Source organism: Priestia megaterium (assembly GCF_046599315.1).
GTDB classification, from domain to species: domain Bacteria; phylum Bacillota; class Bacilli; order Bacillales; family Bacillaceae_H; genus Priestia; species Priestia megaterium_F.
In genome coordinates this window covers 629,828-655,434 of record NZ_JBKIKC010000002.1, presented here as the reverse complement: position 1 = coordinate 655,434, position 25,607 = coordinate 629,828, and the positions used below count along the sequence as shown (strand labels likewise).

Below are 25,607 nucleotides of genomic sequence, written 5' to 3'. Positions count from 1 at the left end.
AAAGGGAGTAAACCAATAAAAGTTTGTCAGAAAAAAGCTATAATTCACGATTTTTTTAAAATAAATTGGAAATTTCTCTTTACGAAAAAGATGTTTGGGACGTATAATTTGATTTAAGGATTTTTTGGAACATAGTATGACAATATGACAAAAAAGAAAAGTAAGGTGAATAGAATGGGTAAGTTATTTAGTATCGGTGAAGTATTAATTGATATGATTCCGGCTCAAAAAGGTCTTCAATTAAAAGAAGTGGAATCGTTTACGCGTGTGCCAGGCGGAGCGCCGGCAAACGTTGCGGCAGTTGTTGCTACATACGGTAATGAGTCAGCGCTTATTACAAAAGTTGGAGAAGATGCGTTTGGAGATTTTCTAGTAGATACGCTTCGTGAAGTAGGAGTAGGTACTGATATGGTCTATCGTACAGAAGAAGCAAACACAGCTTTAGCTTTTGTTTCTCTGCGTGAAGACGGAGAAAGAGATTTCAGCTTCTATCGTAATCCTTCAGCAGATTTATTACTAAAAGAAGATGAAATTAACCCTGATTGGTTTACAAGCAACGATGTTCTTCATTTCTGTTCGGTTGATTTAGTTGAAAGCCCTATGAAATACGCTCATATGAAAGCGATTAAAAGCATGAAAGAAAAAGGCGGCGTTATCAGCTTTGATCCAAATGTACGTCTTCCACTGTGGAAAGATCATGAGCTATGTCGTCAAACAATCTTAGAATTTGTACCACAAGCGCACATTGTTAAAATTTCAGACGACGAGCTATCGTTTATCACAGGCATTGAAGATGAACAGCAAGCGATTCAGTCTCTATTTACAGGGGACGTTCAGGTCGTTGTGTTCACAAAAGGAGCAGAAGGCGCAACGCTTTATACAAAACAAGCTGTCTATGAATCAAAGGGTTACAAAGTAGCGGTTGTTGATACAACAGGTGCAGGAGATGCATTTATTGGCGGATTCCTTTATCAGCTATTAAGCCGCAATGTGTCACAAGAAAACTTAACAGCTATTCTTGACTCTGACCACGATGCTATTTTGCGTTTTGCAAATGCAAGCGGTGCCTTAACAACAACGGGAAAAGGTGCGATCAGTTCGATTCCAGCCAAAGAAGTAGTAGAGCAATTTTGTAAGCCTGTAGCTAACTAAAATAAAAAGGCTTTATCTTTTCTTATTTTCAATCAGCAGAGGCGCCAGTTTCTGCTGATTACAGATCACATACAAAGGGAAAGCGAGCTGCGGAGCAAGAAGAAAAAAATTTTTTCTTTTTTTAAAAAATAATCAAAAAAATTTCTAGCTAAATAATAAATGTTCGTGTTAGTATAATACGAGCAGCAAAAAATAGCAGTTTTACCACCCTTTATGAAAACGTTATATATTTTTATCGATGTAGAAAATTTGATAGGACCAAAGGGCGGTCCTATCAAATTTTCTAGACCTAAACGGATACCGCCCGCCCTCCTTGCGGGGTAGGCAGTATCCGCATAGGTAAACCTTTTTGGGGAATATTCAAGGGAGATGAGCGTGTAGACCTTGATAAAAGAAAAGCAGCAAGTTATTACGTACCATGTACATAGATTAGAAATAGGAAAGTAGGTTAAGAGAAAGATGGATATTTTGCTAGGTGTTCTTCCTTCCGTTGCGTGGGGAAGCATGATTTTAGTTAGTATGAAGATGGGCGGTGGACCTTACAGTCAAACGCTGGGAACAATTATTGGAGCTTTGATTCTTTCATTTGTTCAGTTTATGATTGTGCAGCCGGTGTTAACGCCAACGCTTGTTATTGTCGGAATTGTTTCAGGTTTGTTCTGGTCAGTAGGTCAAAGCAATCAGTTTAAAAGTGTTCCATACCTTGGTGTTTCAAAGTCAATGCCGATTTCAACCGGTATGCAATTAGTATCAACAGCTCTTTTTGGTGTTATTGTATTTAAAGAATGGTCAACGCTTCAAACGATTCTTCTTGGATCTATCGCGATTCTTTTAATACTAGCAGGCGTTGTGCTTTCTTCATTAGACGGTAAAAAAGAAGGTGCACAAGCGACTCCGGGACAAACGAAAAAAGGAGTTATCACTCTTATCATTTCAAGTCTTGGATTTTTAGTTTACGTAGTTATCGCACGTATTTTCAACGTAGACGCATGGGCAGCTCTATTCCCGCAGGCAATCGGTATGTTAATTGGTGGCTTAATCATTACATATAAACATAAGCCTTTTAACAAATATACAATTCGTAACATCTTACCAGGTTTAATCTGGGCATCTGGAAATATGTTCTTATTCTTATCTCAATCAAGACTAGGCGTAGCAACAAGCTTTTCATTATCGCAAATGGGTATTGTTATTTCTATTTTTGGCGGTATTGTATTCTTGGGAGAAAAGAAAACAAAACGTCAATTATTCTATGTATCTCTTGCGAGTGTACTGATTATTTCAGGCGGTATTTGTATCGGTCTTGCGAAAGCACACGCTTAATTTATCGATGTAGAAAACCCCCACGGCTAAAGTGCAGCCGTGGGGGTTTTTCTAGACCTAAGGTTTTGAGGCCACCCCTTGCGGGGTGGCCTCAAAACCTTAGTGAAGGTCAAAACCTTAGTCAAAACCAAGCCCATAGTGCTCTTCTGAATTTCAAAGCTGTACGTTTGTATGAGGGTTTCTCATTCTTATGGCTGATTATTTTTCATTCTTTATTAGGAAGCTGTTTGTTGTGAAATGGCTTATAGTAGTAGAAAAGGATGGAGGAGAGGCTATGATTAAGAGTATTTATGAGACGCATGTGCAGGTGCGGAATTTAGAGGATTCAATTTTGTTTTATAAACGTCTCGGGCTGACGTTTGTTCATAGAGTTGAAGAGCGGCGCTGTGCTTTTTTCTTTGTTGGTGGCCAAAAGCAGATGCTCGGTCTTTGGGAAACAGATGAAAAAGAGTTGAAAACGAGTCATTTTGCTTTTGGAATCGAAGCAGCCGACATTCATCAAGCGTTAACGTGGCTGAGTTCAAAAGGCATTGAACCGGAGAAGACGTCGTTTGGAAAGCCGCAAACAGAGCCGATTGTTCATACGTGGATGCCAGCAGCGTGCGTGTATTTTAATGATCCTGATGGCAACCGCTTGGAGTTAATTACGCTTTTGAATGATGAGCCCGTAGTATCTAAGGATTTTCCTTATTTAAGTGAATGGAACAAAAAACAGCAGTGAGCACTGCTGTTTTTTTATGTATCATAAACGTATGATTGACATATTTATAAACATATAATATATTTGTTTATAAATTAACAAACAAAATAAAGGAGTGTCTATTTATATGGTAAGTGATTTGTTTTGGGAATCATCTTTTGATGATATGAAAAAAGGATATGCAGAAAGCGAAGAGCACTATCAATGCTTATTATGCGGTGAAAGCATCGAAAAAGGCATTATTTATCCGGTGGAAGGTCTTTTTTATGAAGCAAAACGTTATATGAAGCTTCATGTTGAACAGCAGCACGGATCTGTATTCCATCATTTAATAGAGCTAGATAAAGATGTAACCGGTCTTTCTGGTCATCAAAAAAATTTAGTGAAGTATTTTAAGGAAGGAAAAAGCGATAGTGATATTCAAAAAGAAATGGGAATAGGGAGTTCATCCACCATTCGGAATCACCGTTTTACATTAAAGAAAAAAGAGCGTCAAGCGAAAGTGTTTTTAACGCTGATGGAACTGTTGAACGACGGAGAAGAAGAGAAGGTGCTATCCAAATCAAATACAGCTCCTAAAAGAAGTCAGCGCTACAGCGTCAGCGATGAAGAGCGTGAAAAGATTTTAGCGAAGAACTTTCCGCAAGGTCTGAGTGGAACGCTTCGTACATTTCACTTGCAAGAAAAACACCGTCTTGTCGTTCTTGAAGAATTAAGCGGGCATTTTGAGTTTGGTGCAACGTATACCGAAAAAGAAGTGAACGATATTTTAACACCTTTTTATGACGACTACGCGGTGCTGCGACGCTATTTAATTGAGTACGGGTTCTTAGAGCGCAGCGCAGACGGAAGCAGCTACTGGAGAAAGGGAGAGACAGGGATGAGTACCGGTTCAAAAGACTATAAAAAACAAATGAAGCAGCTAGCGAAAGAAATAAAAACAGAAGGAGGCGTGTATCAAATAAAAAACCTTCACAACCATAAGATTTACATTGGCTCTACGCCTAATATCAAAACGTTAAACGGCGTAAAGTTCACGTTAAAAACAAATACTCATCAAAATAAAGAGCTTCAAGACGAGTGGAATACGTACGGAGCGGATGCTTTTTCAATTGAGATGCTGGAAACGATTAAAAGAGAAGAAGAAAAAGCACTTTCAAAAAAGGATTTGCTGAAACTGGAAGCGAAATGGTTAGAGAAGCTGCAGCCTTACGGCGAAAAAGGCTATCATTCGCCGAAAGCTGATAAAAAGGAGAAATAGGTGTGGAGAATCCAAGTGTTAAAAGTAAAGTGGTGGAATCAGAAAAATCCGTCAGTAAACTGATGCTTGTGTTTTTGATTCCGCTCATATTAAGTAATGCCATGCAGTCAGTTGGACAGCTGGCGGGAAGCATTATTGTCGGAAGAGCGCTTGGCGTTGATGCGTTAGCCGCTATTTCCGCTTTTTTTCCTCTGTTTTTTCTGCTTGTGTCGTTTTCGATTGGAATTGGATCCGGAAGTTCAATTTTGATCGGCCAAGCGTACGGTGCACAAAATGAAAAACGAGTTAAAGAAATTATCGGTACAACGCTCACGTTTACGTTTTTAGTCGGAATTGTGCTTGCTGTTGCAGGAAGCATATTTGCTCCGGATATTCTCCGGATTATGGGAACGCCGGCTAATATTATTGACGTAACGGTTCACTATGCGCGCATTTTGTTTGTTGCGATTCCTGTTTTGTTTTTATACTTTGTTTATACGACGTTTATGCGCGGAACCGGAGACTCTAAAACGCCTTTTTACTTTTTAGTTGTGAGTACGGTCTTAAACATCATTTTCCTTCCGATTTTAATTTTTGGATGGATCGGAGTGCCGAGGCTTGGTGTATACGGTGCTGCGTACGCAACGGTGTTTTCAACTGTATTAACGTTCATCATTATGATGATCTATTTACGCAAAAAGAATCATCCGTTAAAGTTTGACTCATCCATTTCATTAAAGATGGACGGAATGCTTTTAAAACTGCTCATGCGTTTAGGAATTCCAGCAAGTATCAATATGATTTTAGTCTCTCTTTCTGAAATTGCGGTCATTACGTTCGTAAACGGATTTGGTTCGGACGCTACAGCTGCGTACGGAGCAGTGAACCAAGTGGCAAGCTATGTACAAATGCCGGCAATCAGCTTGGGAATTGCGGTTTCTATTTTTGCAGCGCAGTCGATTGGTGCCAATAAATTTGAGCGTTTGAAAGAAGTTATTCGCTCCGGAATTATGCTGAATTATGTCATTGGCAGCGTGTTAATTTTACTTATTTATCTTTTTTCTAATCAAATTTTAGCCCTGTTTTTAACAAGTCAACACACGCTTCATATTGCTCAAGAGCTGTTAGTGATTACGCTTTGGAGCTACTTGATTTTCGGTCATGCGCAAATTATTACCGCTACCATGCGAGCAAGCGGTACAGTGCTTTGGCCTACCGTATTTAGCATCATGGCTATTTGGTGTGTAGAAGTGCCGGTAGCCTACGTGTTATCGCAGTTCACGTCTCTTGAGATCAAAGGAATTTGGATTGGATATCCAGCGGCGTTTGTTGTTAGCTTAATCCTGCAGTATAGCTATTATCAATTTGTATGGAAGAAAAAGAAAATTGAACGCCTTGTCGGATAAAAACGAGCGGAAACGCTCGTTTTTTATTTTTTTTAATTAAAACACCCTTATCAAAGAGCTTTAATATGATAGATCATATAACTTTTTTAAGAAAAGAGGGTATGACACTATGAGTAAATCTGGATTTGTACCGGATAATTCAAACATTAAAAAAAGCTCAGGAACGCCTAATCTGTCAGTAAACTATAAGCAAAATGTCCTGTTCAAACGAAATGATCAAAATATAGCGTATCGGTTAACATCAACTCAGCTTCCTGCCATGCTGGGAGGTGCTTTTGTTGATTTATATATGACGAAAGGACATATGAGGGAGCCGCACTGGCATCCAAACGCGTGGGAATTAGATGTCGTCGTTTCAGGTGAAGTGCAGGTATCTATTTTGGATCCTGATACAAGCAGCATGCACAAGTACCAAATAAAAGAAGGAGAAGTTGTTTTTATACCGATGGGCTGGTGGCACTGGATTGAGCCGCTATCGGAAGAAGCGCATCTTCACCTCTTTTTTAACAATGATCAGTTTGAGTCTACAGAAGGATCTGACGTGCTGCGCTTAACGCCTCCTATCGTGTTTCAAAAAGCGTACGGAGTAAGCGCAAGCGAAGTAGCAGAAGCCGTCGCTCCGATTACGGATACGGTTATCATTGGACCGCCTAATGATAGCTCTTTTTATCAAAAAAGCTATTTCAAAGATGAACGTGATGAAAAGATTGTGGTTAAAATAAATGAGAAAGTTGTGCCTGCTGAAGATGAGTAGCATAAAAAACCATTGAGCCTGCGGTCAATGGTTTTTTTGTGAGAATTTTTTATAAAAACAGCTCGCTGCGCTCCAGATGCTTGTACAGCCGCGTTGTGACTTGTTTTTGGTTCCATTCATTTTGCGGAAACTGCTGCTTGTCTACATGCGAAACGGCCGGTTTATAGGTTTTTTGAATCCGTTTGATATCATTAAATGTGGCGTTGGTTTCAATATGGTCAGCCAGTGTAAATACAAGAGAATGCAGCTTTGTAACGTTGGGAATCGTAGCTGCTTGATTGAAAATAGCTTTAGCTACAGAAAGCTGTCTTTCGTGCGCAGTAAAGACGTCTTGTTCATTACGCTGTTTTAAAAAAACAAGCGCTTCTTTTCCGTTAAGGCGAATCGACCCTTTTGGAAAAATAATGTTGCTGTGTTCAAACGCATGTTTGTTTGTGACGATGATGCCGCCTAGTTTATTTACGGCATGGACAACCGATTGCTGATTCATTTTAACGTAATAATCAACAGGCAGCTGTGCATACGTTTCGACATTCTTTACGACAGTGTTCATATTGCCTCGGTGATAAATGGTTCGCAAAGTTTCATTGCCGAGTTGAGTTGACCCTGGCAAATGGGTCATTTTTATTGATTTGTGCTGCTTATTAACAGTCATATAGACAAATGACGTATTTTGATGGTTTTCTTGAATTAAAAGCAGGGAAAACGGTTGTCCTTTTTTTAAATTGACGTGTGTTTTGTCATTATGCTGGAGCGGTACATACGTTTGATCAACGGCAGCTTTCACCGTATGATAGCCTGCAAATGCGATGCTGACAAAACTGACGAGTAAAAATAGTACGAGACCGCCAATCCATTCTTTTTTTGCTTTGCTGCTCATCGTTTCACCTTTTTCTATCGAAGTCGTTCGTAGTATTGCCATCTTAAAAGGGGAGTAAAACAAATGAGCGCTATTTTTATTGCGTATCTCGCTTTTTCTTGGCGTAGGTCTTGAGTTCTGTAATTAAGATTGCTTGTTCTTCCACATCGTTAAACGCTTCAATGCCATAAAGGTATTCCGTGTGCCGTTTTTCTTTCCATACGCAAAGTCCGGTAATATGGATGGGTTTTTCATTTAAATAAAAGCTGATTTTTAGCTGGATTTGATGCTTGAAAATAGGTAAATCAAGCGGCGTGATGATTTTGATTCCTTTTGGTGAAAGGTCAATAACAGACAAAGGACCGGGCTTAGAATCGACTTCTTTGTTGTCATATTTAGCAATGGAAAACGTTCCAACAATGGGAGTCTCAAATGAAAAACGAAACGGTTCTTCACGTTTAAAATGCATGTATCATCAGTCCTTTTCGTAATCTAAGTTTGTTAAGTAAATATTCGATTAAAATCTAAAAATTCCTACACGTTTTTCCTCATTACGAATATAATGTTTAGCGGTGTAGAAAATCTACTATGGCCACAGACCGGCCATGGTAGATTTTCTAGATCTAAGCGGAAGATTGAAGAGGTTCTAGTTACCGATTGTGAGTACTATCGTATTATTAAATAGCGGGTATACTAGTAAAGCATTCGTAAAAAAAGTATATAATTACTGCTTTTATAGTATCGGAAGTTTTGTTTGAAACTTTATATAGAGAAGGAAAGGTTTTGAAAAAAGCGCTACGCTAGAGTTGGATTGTATGTTAAAATTAAACTTTGTGAAGTAGCTGTATTACAAGTCAGCGTTCCTTCAACTAATTAGGAGGTGAGATGAATGGGCACTGATGACCCCATTTCGATGAAGGTTACTGCAAAACAAGATAGGGGCAACAAAGGTGTATATGTTCCTCTCATTTCAACGAAGGAAAATACTCCTTAATGCCTCAATGATGTGAGGTGAAAAATCAATGATTAAAACATACTTATATGATGATGAAACAAAAGAAATGATAACGAATCTTGATTTAGGAGACGTGCATGAGAAATTGCGCAATCCTGATAATTTGCTGTGGATTGATCTGTATGATGTCCACGGACAAGAGCTTGCTCAAATTGCTAAATTATTCGATTTTCACCCATTGGCGATTGAAGACTGCTTACATGACAGTCCTCGCGCTAAAATGGATGATTACGAAGACTATAAATTTTTCGTTTTTCACGCGCTTCGCTATAACGAAGAAAGTGATGATGAGATTACCACGCTTGAATTAAATGCCTTTGTCGGATCAAATTACGTAGTGACGATTCATAAGCATAAGATGGGCTGGCTTCGCAAAATGGATGCTGTGTGCTCGCGCTATCCAAAGTTTATGAACCGCGGCGCCGACTTTTTGCTATATGCCTTGATTGATGGCATCACGGACGAATACTTTCCGATTTTAGACCGAATTGATATGCGTATTGATGAATTAGAAGATGAAATTTACAACAAAGAAGTGCGCGGAGTGACGGAAGAGTTCTTGGCGTTAAAAAGAACGATTATCTTAATCCGGCGCGTTATTCTGCCTCAGCGCCGAATTTTCTTAACGGTTAATGGAAAGTGGAAATTCGATATACGAGAAGAAAATGTTCCTTTCTACATTGACTTGCTTGACCACTTAGAGCGGATTGTAGACTCTGCTGAAACGTTTAGAGACCTCGTAAACAGTGCACTTGATACGTATTATTCTATTACAAATGCAACTTCATCTGAAAAGCTGAATGTCTTAACGTTGATTTCAACGATTATGCTTCCGCTAACGTTCGTAACCGGATTTTTTGGGATGAACGTACCGATTCCATATCAAAATTCCCACTGGGCTACTGCTGTTATTATTGTTATGTTAATTGTGTTAACGTGGGGAATGTGGAAATACTTTAAAAACAAACAGCTTTTATAACAAAAAAAAGCACTTGGCCATAAGCCAAGTGCCTTTTTTTGTTTATTTTGTAACTGTTTTTGTTGTTGCTTTACTTGTATTGTTTGCTTTGTCTTTTGCCGTTACGCTTAAAATTGTTTTTTCTTTTTGTTTTTTAATTTTTACTGAGTATTGTCCTTTGCTGTTGGCAGTAGCAGAGCCAATGCTCTTTTTGTTCACTGTTACCGTTACGGCTGCATTTTCTTCAGCTTTGCCTGTTACAGCCGTGCTTTTTGTTGTGACAGCATTTACGCTTGGTGCAGCAGGCGGTGTTTTATCGCTCACTTTTACAGTTGTGCCTTTACTTGTGTTATTAGCTGCGTCTGCTGCTGTTACGCTGATTGCTGTACCTGCTTTTTGTTTTTTAATCGTAATGCTGTACTGACCTTTTGCGTTGGCTTTTGCTTTGCCAATTTCTTTGTTGTTCACTTTCGCTACAACAGAGGCATTTGCTTCGGCTGTTCCTTTAATAGCTGTATCTGCGTCGCTGACTGGATTCACTTTAGGAGCATTTGGAGCAATGACGTCACGTACCGATACTTTTACTTCTTCACTTTCTTGTTTTTGGCTGTTTGTAGCTGTGATGTACAAGATGGTGTTTTCTTTTTGTTTTGGAATTTTTACTTTGAATGCGCCTTTTGCATCAGCTTTGGCTGAAGCAATCACTTTCTTGGCGCTGTTTTTTACATTTATAGTAAAATTCGCTTTAGACGTTCCCGTTACATACTCATCTTTATTCGTTACGGCTTTTACCGCTGGTTTGGCAGGTGCTTTTTGAATAATTGCACGAATGCTTGTATTCGCTTTTCCGTTTGTTACAATCACTTGTAAAACAGTATCTGCTTTTTGAGCTGGAATGTTTACAGAGAACGTATTTTTTGCATCAGCTTTGGCTGTGCCAAGTGTTTTGGAGCCGTTCATCACTTTAACAGTTGAACCGCTTTGAGCTTTACCTGTTACTGTTTTTTGCGTGCTGATAAGTGTGTTTACCTGCGCTTGCAGCTGCTGTGCACTTACCGCGCTGTACGCATTTAAACGTCCCCATCCTGATACGTAATCGTAGCCTGGAGCAGGGGGTTCTAATGGACTTTCTTCATCATCGTATACAGGAGCATCTTTTTCATCAAATTTAATATCTTTCGCTGTATCTGTTAAACGTTTTTCAACGTCTTTTGGCTTTAAGCCTGGGTTTTGTGAGAGTAATAATCCTGCAACGGCTGCCACGTGAGGTGTAGCCATTGATGTTCCGCTTAAATAAGTTACGTTTCCATCTGGAACAAGACTTGGAATATCAGAGCCTGGAGCTGTAATATCTAATCCTTTTCCGTAGTTTGAGTAGTCAGATACGATATCTAAACGGTTTGAGGCGCCGACTGAAATCGCATAGGTAGATGAAGCAGGGTACGAGATTTCTTCTATGCCATCATTTCCGCTTGCTGCTACAACCGTTACATTATGGTCGTATGCGTATTTTAATGAATATTCAAGTACGCGGCTATAAGGTCCGCCAAGACTTAAGTTAATGACTTTTGCACCGTGATCAACTGCGTATTTAATACCGTACGCAATTTGTTCTGTATCTCCGCTTCCAGATGCGTCTAGAATTTTAACCGGTAAAATTTTTGCGTGAGAATTAATGCCGGCCATTGAATAGTTATTGTTTGCAGAAGCTGCAATAATACCTGCTACGTGAGTTCCGTGTCCGTTGTCGTCTGTTGCATTCGACGAACGATCAACGTAGTTATAGCCTGTCTTTGTATCCACTACGTCTTTTAAATCAGCTAGTGATGAATCGACGCCCGTATCCGCAACGGCAATAACCGTATCTTTTAATTTTTGACCGTTTAGTAATGTTTCAAGCGATTCATATTGAATATCGGCATGTTGAGTACCGTCGTTTTTACCCGTGTTGTTTAATGACCATTGATATGGATATTGTGAATCCATTGAAAGGGCATGGTACTCTTGAACCGGCTCGATAAAGTCAGTTTCAGGAAGTGCTTCAATTTGTTTTGCCGTCATTTTACCTTGAGCAGATGACGTACTGAAGCTTTTTGCATTGCTGTCATCTAATTGAATAACAAACATATTATCAAAAGAAGCAGCTGATTGTTTTAATGGATTAATAGATTCAATGCTTGCTGATTTTGACTGTGCTTTTGTTTTAAATGACTTTGCATTTGCACCATCTTTTAATTTAACAATATAGCGAGTCTCAGCTTTTGTTGAAACGCTGTTCGCGCTGACTAATTTAGCTCTTACTAATACAGACGACACGTTTAAGTCCGTAACGTCTTTTAATTTTGTCTGTGCTGCAACTTTTTCTAAGTCTTTCTTTAAAGCAGCTGGAACAGATTTGTACGCGATGCTGTATAAATCATTGATGGCTTTTTGATCAGCACTTGTAATCATATATGTGCTTGATGCGCCATTTTTCGCCACATCTGTAAACAAGCTTTTTAGCTGAACTAAATCTTTGTATACTTGTTCACGCATCGATTTATCAATAATCATTTTAGAGCTGATAAACGGAGCGGCTTTGTAATAAAGAGAAGAAAGGTCTTTTCCACTTGCTGTTTTTGAAAGCACAGCGTCGCGAATTGTACGTAAATCTTTTAAAATACCTTTTCCGTTTTCTTTTTGGCTTGTACTTAATTCAGCAGGGCATTCTTCTGCCATCATTTGAGATGGAGGAAGTGAAGCGCCTTCATAGCTGATTGTGTAAGGAACTTCTGTTTTTAATTCCGGCTGGGGTTCAGAAGGAGTTTGTCCGTCTTCTCCCGTATCGTCTTCAATGATAAGATCTTCATCTCCGTAATACTCAACCTTTACATAATAAGGGCCTGTCCAAGCGATTGGAAAATCTAGTTGAGCAGGCTCGTCTTTGTAGGAGTATCCCATATAACGGTCAAATGCCACGTTGTTTTTGGCATCTTCAAGACTAGAGTAAACCGTGATGTTTACTTCATCATCACTTTGCAGCTTAATTTGGTAGTGTGAAAACTTTGCTACATCTTGCTTAGAAGGATTAATCTTGTACCAATGTGCTTGTTCTGGTTCTGTAAATGTCCCTTTTGCTGCTTTACCAATGCTTAATGTTTTTTCGTTAGCAGGGGGATTGCCTGCTGCTTGTGTTTTCAGTAAGCCTAATTGGCCAAAACACAAGGTGAACATTAAAGCAAAAGCAATAAAACGATAAATTGACTCTTTTTTCATGTTAAACCTCCAAAAAATATAGTAAAAACAGGAATTACATACCTATTAAACCATAAAGTTTAAAAAATTGTAAATAATTACTGTTTCTTATTTTAAAATTCTGTCAAGTTATTAATCTTGTAGAATAAACGGTGAGATAAGTCCTAGTTGCAAAAGGTAGAAAAAATTGGCAGAATAAAGAGTGAGCTTATGTACAAAAGGCGATGGCACGCTGAAAAGGGAAGAAGGGAATGAGGGTTATTTTTAAAAACAGCATTCATTGGAGAAAATCTGGGCGGTTTCTTTTTACCTGTGTTTATAAAGAGAAATCGGGCTATATAAATAAAGATTGGAAAAATTTTCAGTCTAATTAAGTTCATTTGTAGCATATAATACGAGCTGGATTTCTTTTATAATAAACAAAAGCAAACAAAGAGCAAATGGTGAAAAGGAGTGAAAGAAGTTGTCAAATGTGATACAACGACACGAAAAACGAATGAAGTTTGATGCCGAACAGCTTGCACCCCTTGATATTGATAAAGAGATAAAAAAGTTGCTAACAGAAAAAGGATTGCCAAAAGAAGCTTCACCATTTCTAGAGTTCGTTTCATCCAAAGGGAAGTTAACAACGCTATGTGAAATATTTCAGTTATCATCTCGCTACCAACACTATTGGTTTTTAGGAACAACAGGTGCTGGAGATCCAATTTGTCTTCATCACAAAAACGGTTCTGTTGTGCTGCTCGATACGTCCAACGATGACTGCGAGCGCTTTGTTAATACAACTTTTCCGCAGTTTTTGGCATGCCTAGATGTGTTTGAAGAACTAGTAGAAGAAACGATTCAAGCGAACGGAGAATCTGCATACTTAGAGCGACACATTCCTGCTGAGGTGCTGCAGCGATGCAAAAAGCGTATGAATGAAGTCGATGAAGCTTGTTTAGCCCCTTATTCTTTTTGGTCCAAAGAACTTTCTTTTTAATAATATAGCATCTAAATAGACATGACCACTTTTGGTCATGTCTATTTAGATGTGGCTGCAAGCCAATTAATAGAGATAGAATAAATAGAAATCGTATTATATAATGGATATAAATTCCTTTTCGAGGCGAGAGGAGGGTGTAAATGATTTTATTACTAGGGTGGATGAGCATGTTCTTTGTGCTGCTTCTTAGTACATCGTATTTCTTCTATAGAAAGAATTCACCCGTACAGTACGGAATTTCACTTAGCAGCATCCTAATCAGCATATTTTTATATAGCATACTTGGAGTTGGAGGCTTTGAAGGAATGGGCCTAGGTGCTTTAGCGGTTGCTTTGTTTGTGGCGTCGGTTCTGAGTTTGTTCGTCAGTGTTCTTTTTAACATACTAAATAGACACGGGAAAGGTGCTGTATGAAATGGGAGAAATAATTTTTAGAGAAGCAGTGCGGGGAGATTTAGATCAAATTGTTGAAATGCTTGCTGATGATATACTTGGAAGTAAACGTGAGCGCTATGAATTACCGCTTCCAGACTGTTATGTTCAAGCATTTCAGGCGATTGACGGGGATCCGAACAATGAACTGATTGTCGCATGTAAAGGTAAAAAAGTGATAGGTGTTCAACAAATTACTTTTACGCCCCATATTGTACGACAAGGCGGGTGGAGAGCAACGATTGAAGGAGTTCGAACCGCTTCGTCAGAGCGCGGGAAAGGGGTTGGATATCAGCTGATCACATGGGCAATTGAACGAGCGAAAGAACGTAATTGTCATTTAGTGCAATTAACAACTGATAAAGAACGTTCAGAGGCTTTTCGTTTTTATCAAAAGCTTGGATTTACAGCTTCTCATGAAGGGCTAAAGCTTTATTTGTAATTGGCTGTTAATTATTATATTCCTGTGGAAAGAATTTTTTGAAAAAATGAGTTTTTTTCGTTTAGTTTAATTGAAACGTGGTATATAAATAGTACAGGGCCAATAGAAATTCTTCTAAGGCTACTGTGAAAGGTAAATACTTAGTTTCATGAAGGGACTGATTTCGTTTTGGAAGACTTAACAGCAACTTCAGCAAACGTATTACCTCATATGAAAAGCAGATATTCTGATCTGACGATTGGCACTCTCGTTATGAACCGATATACGTAGCGAAAGGGCCTCACAAGGGCAAATGAACATGAAACAATCAGTATGATATGAAGTGAAGAACCTGTATCAGTTTTGATGCAGGTTCTTTTTTGTGAGATGCAAAATAAAACTTATATAAAGCTTCGGCAGGGATTTACATGTAAAATCTATAGGTATGGTAAACTATTTGAAATTGTATCGGCACGAAAAAGGAAGGAGGAGTTCTATGGATACACGCGAGCTCTTTTATTACATTTATCAACAGAGTGTCACAGCAGAAGAACATTATTTACCATGGGCACTTTCTATGCTGGAACGTGAACAGGATTCTTTGTCTCTTTCTATTTTAGCTTCTCTCCGTCCACCTTATAATCTCTTTGAAATAGAAAATTATTTTCAGCGTACTTTAAAAGAGCTTTCTTTATCGGAACCGAGTGAGCAGGAATGTACAGATTACTTGATCTATACGCGGCTTCAAACAATTGTGCAGCATGAAGAGATGGTGCTAACAGAAGCCAATCACTTATACACCATGTTCATTGAGCTCGACTGTCCGACTGAGTTAGTAGGTTGGCTTGAAATTAGCGATATGATAGATGACTATCGATATGGAGACAATTATTTTAACATCACGGATGAAATCATACATACAACCATTATGAAAGAAGCTAAAAGCCAGCTGGAACATTACCGTAAGAAAGTCCTCAAATGAAGGCATTAAAAAATTTCTTATAACTCATTTGACACATAAAGTATAAAAGAGTATACTTGTATTAAACATAGTAATTATGTCGGATAAGTATGTTATGGTGCTGTGAACAAGACTTCTACTGGTAAAGAGGAGATCTAGTCCAAATCGTACAGTCCGACTTTGATGAGATGCTTTTAAGCATCTTTTTTTTGTACAAAAAAACAGCCGCACGGGCTGTTTTCTATAGAGAAGTAATTCTTCCTTTGTAAGTATCAATCAACCGCTGATTATGTTCGTCTGAACCTTCCATATTTCCGCTTACAAAGACAGGCGGAGCGATGCCGCGACTGAGCAGTTTTTGAATGGTTTTAGATAGGACATCGTTTAGGATAGCGCCTCCAATTACAGTAGAGCCAGAAGCGAAGGAAATGTCTTGTTGATGAAGAAGAACGTCTCCTTTTGGAATATGATTATTAATGACAAGATCAACGACATCATGAAGGTACTTTCCACTTTTATGTCGTGAAGCCCGGCTTGTGGCATAAGAAGGAGAGGTAAGCCCAATAACAAAGGCACCTTTTTCTTTTGCAATTAAGGCCACATCAATGGGAACGGGATTTACGCCCGATGTAGAAATGACAATCATAATATCACCTGGTACGATATCTTCTTTTTCCATAAATGTGTGAGCATAGTCGTTTTTCCGCTCTAATTGTGAAGAGCGCGAAGCTCCTTTATGAAGCATCAGTTCTTCTACAAAAATAGGATGAATCGGTGCAAGCCCTCCGGAACGGTAAAACGCTTCTTCCGTTAAAATATGAGAATGACCGCACCCAAATAAATGAATGAGGTGATGAGCAGCTAATTGCTGTGAGATTTTCTCGGCTGCGGATTCAATTGCCAGCTGTTCATGCGCTTCCACTTTGGCAAGCAGTTTTGTTAGTTCCTGTAGATATAAACTAGACATAAAAAAACTCCTTAGTTAAGATCGTGTCATGTTAATCGTAAACTTATAGCGGTCTGCTCGGTATGAAGATTTTACCACTTCAAGCGGCGTGCCATCATGCAAGTACGTATTTCTTTGAATTAGCAGAACGGGGGAATATGAGCTAATTCCAAGATGCTTCACTTCGGTTTCAGAAGCTAAAATGGACTCTAACGTTTGATTAGCTTCGCCGATTTTTAGCTCCAGCTCTTCTTCTATGTAGCGATAGAGAGAGGAGTTAACAATGGATTCTGTTAAGCCTTTGACTAAGTTAGCGGATACGTACACGCTTTCAAGCGCCATTGGCACGTCGTCAGCTAAACGAATACGCTTGATTTCATAAACCGGGGCATGAAGAGAAATTTGGAGCTGCTCGGCAATTTTCTCTGAAGCCGCAATAATTTCAAAGCTCAGCAATTTACTGCTTGGCACCATTCCGCGCGCTTTCATATCTTCTGTAAAACTCGTTAATCCAACGAGCTGCTGCTCAAGCTTTTTTTCAGATACAAAGGTACCGCGTCCTTTTTGTCGATACAAATAACCGTCGTTTACTAAATTGTTAATCGCTTGGCGAACGGTCATTCTGCTAATCTCAAATCGTTCTGCAAACTCTCGTTCAGAAGGAAGCGAATCATTCGGTTTTAACTCCCCGTTTTCAATTTGTTTTTTTAGTTGTTCTTCAATTTGATAGTAAATCGGAAGAGGTGAGCTTTTATCAATCACTTGAGTTCTCTCCTTTATGTAAACCTCCTCATCTAAAAGAGACGAGGAGGCCTGTTATCTATATACATTCTAACTAATAACCAGATAGCTTTCTTTCATAAAGACTGATTGATTATAGCCGGGATAGACTACTTGATTATTCTTTCAAAAGCTAGAAAATTCAAATTGTCCGCTCTTTTGGTCATATTTGGATCTTCTACATCGATACTTTACTTAAAGCTTCTTGGTCCGCAATAATTGTAACACAAGGATGCTTCTTTAAAATAGAAGCAGGAAAGTCTTCTGTGATTTCTCCGTTGAGCAGTTGATACATCGCTTCTGCTTTGGCTTCCCCAGAGATAAGGAGTAAAATTTCTTTACTTTTCATAATCGATTCAATTCCCATTGTAATAGCCTGAGTAGGTACTTCATCCAGAGAATTAAAGTAGCGCGCATTTGCTTTTCGCGTTGACTCTTCTAACGTCACAATATGAGTAGGAGAGTTGAATGACGTACCCGGTTCGTTAAAGCCAATATGTCCGTTTTGGCCGATTCCAAGAATCTGAAGGTCAATGCCTCCGTGATCTTGAATCATTTCATCGTAGCGTCGGCACTCTTCTCCAGGGTGATCAGCTAGGCCGTTAGGGACATGGGTGTTGCTTACGTCAATATCAATGTGATCAAATAACGCATCTGCCATATAGTAATGATAGCTGTTTGGATCTTGCGGCTTCATTCCGACATATTCATCTAAGTTAAATGAAGTAACTTGCTTGTAAGACGTGCCGTGCTCATTATGATCTTGAATTAAGCGATCATATAATCCTTTAGGCGTGCCACCTGTTGCAAGTCCTAAATTGATATTTGAATTTTCATGAAGTTTGCTAATCAGCATATCAGCTGCTTTTGCACTCATTTCACTGTAATTTTTTACTTGGATGATATTCATTGTTAGTCCTCCTTTTGAAAGCTCAATGTGCCTCGGCAAAATGTCATTTCAACATCTAAGTCTTCATTTAATACCACGATATCTGCATCTTTTCCAATCTTGAGGCTTCCTTTTGTGTCAAATAGATTAAGCTGTTTTGCTGGGTTTTCAGCGGTCATTTTTACGATTTCTTCCAATGAACAGTTCGTATAGCTCATCGTGTTTTTGATGGCATCGTTCATTTTTAAGATGCTTCCTGCTAATGTTCCGTCTGCAAGTGTAGCCGTTGTGTCGTTTACGTGAACAGGCTGTCCTCCTAAATCATACGTACCGTTTTTTAGCCATTTGGCACGAAGGGAATCCGTGATAAGAATCATGCGTTCACTTGTAATTTGATCGTACGCAAGCTTAACCATTTCAGGTCGGCAGTGGATGCCGTCTGTAATTAACTCTACAAATAATTCATCTCTCAAATAAGCGGCGCCTAATACGCCCGGTTCTCTATGGTGAAGGCCGCGCATGCCGTTATATAAGTGCGTAATATGAGACGCCCCTGCTTCGATGGCTTCACCAACTTGGTCATATGTGCTATCGGAATGACCAATAGAAGCGACAACATTTGTTTCTTTTAAATAAGAAGTAAGTGCTAAGCCGTTTGGCTGCTCCGGAGCTAATGTGACAAGTTTAATATGTCCTCTGGCTGCTTTTTGCCACTTTTGAAACAGTGCCACATTTGGATCTTGAATGTGAGTAGGCGGCTGTGCACCCGCACGTTTTGGTGAAATAAACGGACCTTCTAAGTGAATTCCAACTACTTCAGCATCCGTGCTTGTTTGTTCGTCTATATAAGTGCCGGCATTACGAAGCGCGTTTTCAACCGCTTTATTCGACTGCGTCATAGTGGTTGCTAAAAAGCTTGTTGTGCCTTCTTTTGGAAGCGTGCGCGCCATTGTTTTTAATGCTTCTGCTGTACCGTCCATCGCATCGGCATTATTAACGCCATGAATATGCACATCAATGGCACCAGGAATAACTTTATAGGAAGGAGAAAGCTCAATCACATGGTCTTTTGGCTGACGTACGTATTGATGTATCTCTCCAATTTCAGTAATTTTCTTGTTCGTTAGTTTAATATACCCATTTTTTAATGTCTGATTTTCACTATAAACGGTTACATTATAAATAATGATGGATGAATGTGTATCCATACATACACTCCTTTGCTCATTGTCTTGATTTAAGTGTAACGCTTTTTGGAATAGTTGTCTAGACCAGTTGATTCTTTTTCGTAAATTAGAAAGTTTTGTAAGGGCTTTTAACATTGATATAGAAAGGTTTGTAAAAAGAAAATTGGTATAGACAACTATATATTTTATGTGCTAGTATGAGTCCATGCAGTGAAACCGCCCTCATTATTTCAGCTGATGATGAACAACTAATCAAAAGCAGGGGATGAATGCGGTAACTTGTCATCCGATAAATATTGTTACGAAAATCCTTGCTCGTAACATCGGGTTAAATACGTTTTACAAAGGGGATAGAAACATGCTGAATTTTTTACAACGTATTGGTAAATCGCTTATGCTGCCAATAGCAGTATTACCTGCTGCGGCATTGCTTCTTCGTTTGGGTCAAAAAGACTTGCTGGATATTCCATTTATGGCTCAAGCCGGAGATGCGATCTTTGCGAATTTAGCTTTACTGTTTGCACTCGGGATTGCTGTTGGACTTTCAAAAGATGGAAGCGGCGCAGCAGCACTTGCCGGAGTAGTCGGTTATTTTGTTCTAACAAAAGGGACTGTAGCTATTGATAAAGATATTAACATGGGAGTACTCGGCGGGATTGTTTCAGGTGTAACGGCTGGTCTATTATACAATCGTTTCTCAGCGATTAAACTGCCCGAATGGCTCGGCTTCTTTGCAGGAAAGCGGTTTGTACCGATTGTTACTTCAGTCGTTATGCTTGCTCTTGCAGGAATCTTTGGCGTTATTTGGCCGCCGATTCAAGATCAAATTAACAACTTAGGAACATGGATTACAGGAGCCGGAGCGCTTGGTGCAGGTATATACGGGTTTTTAAACCGTCTATTGATTCCAATTGGACTGCATCACGTGTTAAACAGCTTAGTATGGTTTGTATTCGGAGACTATCACGGCGTAACGGGAGACTTGAATCGCTTCTTTAAAGGAGATCCAACGGCAGGAACATTTATGTCTGGATTCTTCCCGGTTATGATGTTTGGTTTACCGGCAGCTGCGCTTGCGATGGTTGCAGCAGCTAAAAAAGAAAAACGCAAACAAGTCAGCGGTATGTTAATCGGGCTTGCTGTTACCTCTTTTTTAACGGGAATTACAGAGCCAATTGAATTTCTATTTATGTTCGTAGCACCGTTACTATATGTTATTCATGCGGTTTTAACAGGAATTTCGATGGCTTTAGCCGTTGCGCTTGGTATTCACGCTGGATTTGGATTTTCAGCCGGGGCGATTGATTTCTTCTTAAACTATGGAATCTCACAAAAACCGCTGCTGTTAGCGGGAATTGGAATTGTGTATGCAGTCATTTACTTTGTCATTTTCTACACGCTAATCAAAGCTTTAAATTTAAAAACACCGGGACGTGAAGATGATGAAGAAGTAGATATGTCAAACGATACGGTTGTGGCAACAGGCGATAAATATGTTGATATGGCGTCTTATTTTATTGAAGATTTAGGCGGAAAAGAAAACTTAACTGTGATTGATAACTGTGCGACTCGTCTTCGCTTACAAGTAGCTGATGCTAGCAACATTAATGAAGCTGCTTTAAAGCGTCACGGAGCGAGAGGAATCATGAAGCTCAGCAAAACAAATGTTCAAGTCATTGTCGGAACAGAAGTAGAGTTCGTTGCAGACGCAATGAATCAGCTAGTTAAATACGGTACAGCTTCAACCGCTGCACCTGTTGAACAAGCGTCTGTTCAAGCAAATGCACATACAGAGTTTGTTTTACCGTTTGAAGGCGTGGTAAAGCCGCTTAGTGAAGTAGAAGATCAAGTGTTTTCACAAAAAATGATGGGCGACGGTTTTGCGATTGAACCAATTGAAGGAACGCTCGTATCACCGATTGACGGTGAAGTGATGACCGTATTTCCAACAAAACATGCAATTGGATTAAAAACAGTAGAAGGAATTGAAATCTTGATTCACGTTGGATTAGATACCGTGAATTTAAAAGGAGAAGGTTTCGAAGCGCTTGTTCAAGAAGGTGAGAGTGTTCAACAAGGAACACCTCTTTTACAAGTGGATGTAGAGTATGTTAAAAAGCATGCACCGTCTATTGTGACACCTGTTGTATTTACCAACTTGCCTGAGGGTAAAGAAGTGAAGCTGTTAAAAACAGGCTATCAAAAGCAAGGGACAAAGGATGTTATTACATTTTAATGAAAAGAGGCTGGAACAAAAGTGTTTTAGTTGAAGGAAGATCCGAACGATGAATCGTTCGGATTTTTTTATTGTTATGGTGAACAGGGGTTTAATCTATTTAGTTGCTTCTAGCGTTTGATTGGAGGGCAAGGCGAAGACTCCTGCGGGAAAAGCGGAACAGGTGAGACCCCGCAGGAACGGAAGCGACGAGGAGGTTCACCGGCCGCCCGCGGAAAGCGAAGTCTTGCAGGGAAATCAACAGCGGTGTAACAAGCTATTCATACTAGATCATTTATCCCATTTGTTCGTCTTTAGATGGGATTGATTTCGTTATGCCTCAAACTTTTTTAATAATTCTAAGAATTTTGTGTTAAAATTTACTGTGTTTGATACAGCTAGTGCGGAGCAGAGAGGGAGTAGAAAGCATGAAAAAAGAAACGGTATTATTCACAGTAAAGGTGACGACATGTTTATTATAGGAGCATTAGTGAATGGACTAGCAATTGTGGTAGGGACATTAATGGGCAAGCTTGCTCACCGCATTCCTGAAAAGGTCAGCGTGACGGTGATGCAAGTAATGGGTTTATCCGTTATCACGCTTGGTTTGCAAATGGGCTTTAAAAGCCAGCAGTTTTTAATTGTGATTTTGAGCTTAGCCATTGGAGCGGTTATTGGTGAGTTTATTGATTTAGATGAAAAGCTAAACCTTTTAGGCAATATGATTGAACGGAAATTTCAATCACAGCAAAATGACAAGCAAACATTCAGTATTTCACAAGGCTTTGTGACAGGAACGTTAATTTTTGTGATTGGAGCGATGGCGATTGTAGGGGCATTAGACAGCGGAATACGCGGCGATCACAGCGTATTGTTTACGAAAGCGGTAATGGATGGATTTATCTCATTATTATTAACGACTACGCTTGGAATAGGCGTCATTTTCTCAGCGGTGCCTGTGTTTCTTTACGAAGGCATCATTGCGTTATTTGCCACGCAAATTAATGCGGTCGTACCGCAAGGCTTAATGAATAGTATCATTGCCGAAGTCACAGGAGTAGGCGGCGTGTTAATTTTAGCGATTGGGATTAATTTATTAGAAATTATTAAAATCAAAGTTGCGAATTTACTGCCTTCGATTTTAATTGCGGTTGTGATTGTAGTTGTTCAGCATACATATTTTTAAAGTATAGTATACTAACAAGAAAACCCTAAAGAAATGAAGTAAGGAGAAATACTACTTATGAAAGAGAATCAGCAGATTACAGCTCTTATTGCGGCACAAGTAGAGAAGTTAGCACGTCAATTCGGGTATGATTTTTTATCTGAAAAACAAGGTGATCAAACGCTTTGTCAAATTCTTCAGCGAGATGAAGACGGATCTATTTTGGCGACACCGCTTAGTTTTCATTTACATATTAATGAAGATAAAGGAACGGGAGATATCATTTACTACCATGAACAAGGAGAATTTAAGCGCCAGCAGATAAATGTATATGAAGAAAATAGCCTTGTGAACGTTTTATTATTTATCCAAGAGCGGTTGAAGGTCAATCGATAGAAGCGAGTTTACGAACATATGCAAAGAAAAAAGCAGGGGACTTCCTGCTTTTTTCTATGAATTGATATAGCGCAATCCTACGCGGTTATTAAAAATTTGGTTTTGATTTTTGAAGACAAAAGCGCCGGCTGCGTGATCAATCACCAGCTCATTATCGTACACTTCTTCCATGTCATCATCCACAATAAATTCTAAACCTTCAACCGTCACTACTTTTTCGTAGGATTGAAGGCTGCGCTTTGAGATGACTTTCATTTCATAAATCGTATTAACAATATCGCAGCTTCCCCGATCAAAAGAAAGCTGAATCATTTGGTTTGGTTCCACCTTCTGCAAAGCTTCTTTTGCAGAAGGAGTTACGCGTATGTTCATGAGTGTATCCTCCTTTTTCTGTTCTCAAATTAAATTGTATAAAATGTATTTGCGAATACTATATTTGATTTTTATATCATCGGCAAGAAAAAAGCTCTCTTACTATTATTATTTCCCTTTCGACACAGAACAAAACGCTGATTTTTTTATCATGTTTCCATGAAGACTTACATAGATATCACCTGTATGTAAATAAAAAAAGGAGCCTAAATACAGAAAAATTGCACTTAATAACCCTTAGGTGTAAATGCTTAATTGAAGGAATATATTGTAAAAATATAAGAAGTTAAGTCATTCATCTATTTTAATAGATATTGAAATAGTTTTGAATAATTGGTTTTATTTTCAATATATTAGGTGCTTAAGTATAGTGCTTTGCACACGATATTGTACCGAAAGACACCGGTTTATCGGACTAATTATTGTCTTATTTTGTCGAAGTAGTAGAATTTATGGAAACCATTCCTTATCATGTACAAAGTGACTAACAAAATACATAGGAGGTTCTGGTGTAGATGAGTGAGAAAGATCAAAACAGGACAACAGACGAAACAGCGGCTTCGCTAGAAACAGCGCCCGCTCCCAAAACAGCGCCGGCTAAATGGATTATCATTTTAGCGGCTCTAATTGTAGTTATTGGAGGAGCAATTACATTTGCTGCGGTATTTAAAAAATCTCCTAAGCAATTATACTTACTTTCTGAAGTGAATGCGTATCAAAAAGCAGCAGATGAACTAGAAACGAAGTACAGTGAAACGATGGCTTATCAAGAAAAAGCGATGAAGCAGCCTTCTAGCACAAATGCCACCATTAAAGGCGGCTTCAGCATGGATTCACTTGCGTATGATCCAAGCTTTAAAATGATTCAAGATCTTATCAGTAAAGCTGAAATTAAAATTAAAGCGGAACAAGACCCGAAAAAAAGTGAAGGATACGGTTCACTGGCTCTTAATATCGGAGGCTCAAAAGCGCTTGATCTAGAAGGTTTTCAAACGAAAGACAGAATAGGCTTTAAAGCACCGATTCTGGCAAATGAATATTTCTATTTAAACTTAGATGAATATGGACAGGTAGCGCGAAAGTTTGATCCTTCGTATTCAGGTCCTGAAACGCTTGATATTAACACGAGCAATGTGAGTTTAGAAGACTTAAAGTTAACGGAAAAAGAAAAGACATACATTGCAAAAGAGTACGGAACGTTTATTTATGACGAGTTAGACAGCGATTATTTCACAAAAGAAAAAAATGTAGACTATAAAACAAATGGCAAAACGCTTCAACTAACAAGCGTGACGCTTAACATGTCTGATAAAGAAACAAAACAATTTATGGATAAACTCATTGCAAAGGTAGCAAAAGATGACAAGCTTCATACCATCTACGCAGACCATGTATCTAAGCTATTTAAATCTTCGGCAGCGACGAATCCAGAATTAAAAGATATGGCGGATCCAAAAGAATTAAAAAAATCAGTAAAAGAAAGCCTTCAAGACTTCCAAAAAGAAACAAAAGATACGACTTATCCTGGCGGTGTCAAATCGACTGTGTACGTTCAAGATGATGTTGTGGTAGCTCGCGATATGAAAATGGGCGTGAAAAATGCTTCTAATGATAAAGGCGAACTTGACGTAGTGACTAAAAATATTCCATATGAAGATAACAAAACGGCTAAACAGTTCAAAGCAGTCCTAACGGACAGCACTACGGATGATGCGTTTACGTTTGATATGAAAAATAACGTAACGACTGAAAGCGAAAAGCGAAAAGAAAACATGTCTATTCATTTGATAACAAAAGATTCGAAAGATGAAGATACGAATATGACGTTTAAAATGAATTCGGTTATCAACGGTAAAACTGATGCGAAACAAACGGCTGACCGTACGTTCTCTCTAGACTTAGGCAATCAAGAAGACTTAGTATTTAACGGAGAAGTAAAGCAAAATCAAGCGATTAGTGCTTCAAAAGGAAAAGCAGATTATTCATTTGATATTCGTACAAAAGTTGGACCAAAAGCAGATCCAGCAAACGTTACGTTAAAAATTGACTCTGCTTCTCAATTAAAAAAATCAGCAGCTATTCCAGCGCTTGACGCATCTAATGCAACAAATGTAAAAGATGTAACGCCTGAAGATATGCTGTCGATTCAAGAAAATTTTGCTAAAAATGTTCAAGGTCTCATGATGAATATGGGAACCGCTGGTTACTAAAAGGTGCA

Annotated in this window: 24 protein-coding genes; 16 read left to right on the top strand and 8 right to left on the bottom strand. The window is 38.9% G+C overall.

Annotated elements, in window-relative coordinates:
- The first annotated feature begins 174 nt into the window (after positions 1-174).
- The 6 genes from ACLHDF_RS10700 to ACLHDF_RS10675 all read left to right on the top strand — a co-directional run bounded on the left by ACLHDF_RS10700 (position 175) and on the right by ACLHDF_RS10675 (position 6,575).
- Positions 175-1,152 (top strand): carbohydrate kinase family protein, encoded by a 978-nt coding sequence (locus ACLHDF_RS10700; RefSeq protein ID WP_413918820.1) that lies wholly within the window; start codon positions 175-177, stop codon positions 1,150-1,152.
- 459 nt (positions 1,153-1,611) lie between these two features.
- A complete protein-coding gene (locus ACLHDF_RS10695; RefSeq protein WP_413918819.1) occupies positions 1,612-2,475 on the top strand; it encodes a GRP family sugar transporter in 864 nt (287 codons plus the stop codon).
- Between the two features lie 274 nt (positions 2,476-2,749).
- On the top strand, positions 2,750-3,196 hold the full coding sequence (locus tag ACLHDF_RS10690; RefSeq protein ID WP_413918917.1) for a VOC family protein: 447 nt from the start codon (positions 2,750-2,752) through the stop codon (positions 3,194-3,196).
- Positions 3,197-3,302: 106 nt separating this feature from the next.
- Positions 3,303-4,436 carry a DUF2087 domain-containing protein gene (locus ACLHDF_RS10685; RefSeq protein ID WP_413918818.1) on the top strand — a complete coding sequence of 378 codons (1,134 nt, stop codon included), beginning with the start codon at positions 3,303-3,305 and terminating at the stop codon, positions 4,434-4,436.
- Between the two features lie 62 nt (positions 4,437-4,498).
- A complete protein-coding gene (locus ACLHDF_RS10680; protein WP_413918916.1) occupies positions 4,499-5,821 on the top strand; it encodes an MATE family efflux transporter in 1,323 nt (440 codons plus the stop codon).
- Positions 5,822-5,930: 109 nt separating this feature from the next.
- Positions 5,931-6,575 carry a cupin domain-containing protein gene (locus ACLHDF_RS10675; RefSeq protein WP_413918817.1) on the top strand — a complete coding sequence of 215 codons (645 nt, stop codon included), beginning with the start codon at positions 5,931-5,933 and terminating at the stop codon, positions 6,573-6,575.
- Positions 6,576-6,624: 49 nt separating this feature from the next.
- Here ACLHDF_RS10675 and ACLHDF_RS10670 read toward each other — a convergent pair whose 3' ends face one another.
- The gene (locus ACLHDF_RS10670; protein ID WP_413918816.1) at positions 6,625-7,455 is read right to left on the bottom strand and encodes an LCP family protein; all 831 of its coding nucleotides are present in this window, start codon (positions 7,453-7,455) and stop codon (positions 6,625-6,627) included.
- A gap of 76 nt (positions 7,456-7,531) precedes the next feature.
- Positions 7,532-7,903, bottom strand: a complete 372-nt coding sequence (locus ACLHDF_RS10665) for a PilZ domain-containing protein (protein WP_413918815.1) — start codon at positions 7,901-7,903, stop codon at positions 7,532-7,534.
- A gap of 553 nt (positions 7,904-8,456) precedes the next feature.
- Here ACLHDF_RS10665 and corA point away from each other — a divergent pair.
- The gene (gene corA / locus ACLHDF_RS10660; RefSeq protein ID WP_413918814.1) at positions 8,457-9,428 is read left to right on the top strand and encodes a magnesium/cobalt transporter CorA; all 972 of its coding nucleotides are present in this window, start codon (positions 8,457-8,459) and stop codon (positions 9,426-9,428) included.
- Positions 9,429-9,470: 42 nt separating this feature from the next.
- Here corA and ACLHDF_RS10655 read toward each other — a convergent pair whose 3' ends face one another.
- Positions 9,471-12,662, bottom strand: a complete 3,192-nt coding sequence (locus tag ACLHDF_RS10655) for an Ig-like domain-containing protein (RefSeq protein ID WP_413918813.1) — start codon at positions 12,660-12,662, stop codon at positions 9,471-9,473.
- A gap of 451 nt (positions 12,663-13,113) precedes the next feature.
- On the opposite strand from ACLHDF_RS10655, the gene ACLHDF_RS10650 reads away from it, so the two are divergent.
- The 4 genes from ACLHDF_RS10650 (at position 13,114) to ACLHDF_RS10635 (ending at position 15,460) form a co-directional block, all read left to right on the top strand.
- Complete coding sequence (locus ACLHDF_RS10650) at positions 13,114-13,623, top strand: SUKH-4 family immunity protein (protein ID WP_413918915.1); 510 nt, start codon at positions 13,114-13,116, stop codon at positions 13,621-13,623.
- A 143-nt stretch (positions 13,624-13,766) separates the two neighbouring features.
- A complete protein-coding gene (locus ACLHDF_RS10645; protein ID WP_413918812.1) occupies positions 13,767-14,039 on the top strand; it encodes a YesK family protein in 273 nt (90 codons plus the stop codon).
- A gap of 1 nt (position 14,040) precedes the next feature.
- The gene (locus ACLHDF_RS10640) at positions 14,041-14,499 is read left to right on the top strand and encodes an N-acetyltransferase family protein (RefSeq protein WP_413918811.1); all 459 of its coding nucleotides are present in this window, start codon (positions 14,041-14,043) and stop codon (positions 14,497-14,499) included.
- A gap of 475 nt (positions 14,500-14,974) precedes the next feature.
- Entirely contained in the window at positions 14,975-15,460 is a 486-nt protein-coding gene (locus tag ACLHDF_RS10635; RefSeq protein WP_413918810.1) for a hypothetical protein, read from the top strand.
- 220 nt (positions 15,461-15,680) lie between these two features.
- On the opposite strand, the gene ACLHDF_RS10630 is transcribed toward ACLHDF_RS10635, so the two are convergent.
- From ACLHDF_RS10630 to nagA, 4 genes are all read right to left on the bottom strand, one after another.
- Positions 15,681-16,406, bottom strand: coding sequence for an SIS domain-containing protein (locus tag ACLHDF_RS10630; protein WP_413918809.1), 726 nt, complete (start codon positions 16,404-16,406; stop codon positions 15,681-15,683).
- 15 nt (positions 16,407-16,421) lie between these two features.
- Positions 16,422-17,147, bottom strand: coding sequence for a GntR family transcriptional regulator (locus ACLHDF_RS10625; protein WP_413918808.1), 726 nt, complete (start codon positions 17,145-17,147; stop codon positions 16,422-16,424).
- 196 nt (positions 17,148-17,343) lie between these two features.
- The gene (nagB, locus tag ACLHDF_RS10620; protein ID WP_413918807.1) at positions 17,344-18,075 is read right to left on the bottom strand and encodes a glucosamine-6-phosphate deaminase; all 732 of its coding nucleotides are present in this window, start codon (positions 18,073-18,075) and stop codon (positions 17,344-17,346) included.
- A 2-nt stretch (positions 18,076-18,077) separates the two neighbouring features.
- Positions 18,078-19,262, bottom strand: a complete 1,185-nt coding sequence (gene nagA / locus ACLHDF_RS10615; RefSeq protein WP_413918806.1) for an N-acetylglucosamine-6-phosphate deacetylase — start codon at positions 19,260-19,262, stop codon at positions 18,078-18,080.
- A 337-nt stretch (positions 19,263-19,599) separates the two neighbouring features.
- On the opposite strand from nagA, the gene nagE reads away from it, so the two are divergent.
- The 4 genes from nagE (at position 19,600) to ACLHDF_RS10595 (ending at position 23,017) form a co-directional block, all read left to right on the top strand.
- The gene (nagE, locus tag ACLHDF_RS10610) at positions 19,600-21,477 is read left to right on the top strand and encodes an N-acetylglucosamine-specific PTS transporter subunit IIBC (protein ID WP_413918805.1); all 1,878 of its coding nucleotides are present in this window, start codon (positions 19,600-19,602) and stop codon (positions 21,475-21,477) included.
- 117 nt (positions 21,478-21,594) lie between these two features.
- Positions 21,595-21,729: a hypothetical protein gene (locus ACLHDF_RS10605; RefSeq protein ID WP_413918804.1), complete on the top strand. Its 135-nt coding sequence runs from the start codon at positions 21,595-21,597 to the stop codon at positions 21,727-21,729.
- A 196-nt stretch (positions 21,730-21,925) separates the two neighbouring features.
- A complete protein-coding gene (locus tag ACLHDF_RS10600) occupies positions 21,926-22,642 on the top strand; it encodes a DUF554 domain-containing protein (RefSeq protein ID WP_413918803.1) in 717 nt (238 codons plus the stop codon).
- Positions 22,643-22,699: 57 nt separating this feature from the next.
- Positions 22,700-23,017, top strand: a complete 318-nt coding sequence (locus tag ACLHDF_RS10595; protein ID WP_413918802.1) for a hypothetical protein — start codon at positions 22,700-22,702, stop codon at positions 23,015-23,017.
- 54 nt (positions 23,018-23,071) lie between these two features.
- On the opposite strand, the gene ACLHDF_RS10590 is transcribed toward ACLHDF_RS10595, so the two are convergent.
- Positions 23,072-23,389 carry an iron-sulfur cluster biosynthesis family protein gene (locus tag ACLHDF_RS10590; protein ID WP_413918801.1) on the bottom strand — a complete coding sequence of 106 codons (318 nt, stop codon included), beginning with the start codon at positions 23,387-23,389 and terminating at the stop codon, positions 23,072-23,074.
- A gap of 515 nt (positions 23,390-23,904) precedes the next feature.
- On the opposite strand from ACLHDF_RS10590, the gene ACLHDF_RS10585 reads away from it, so the two are divergent.
- The gene (locus ACLHDF_RS10585) at positions 23,905-25,599 is read left to right on the top strand and encodes a hypothetical protein (RefSeq protein WP_413918800.1); all 1,695 of its coding nucleotides are present in this window, start codon (positions 23,905-23,907) and stop codon (positions 25,597-25,599) included.
- The last annotated feature ends 8 nt before the right edge of the window (positions 25,600-25,607 follow it).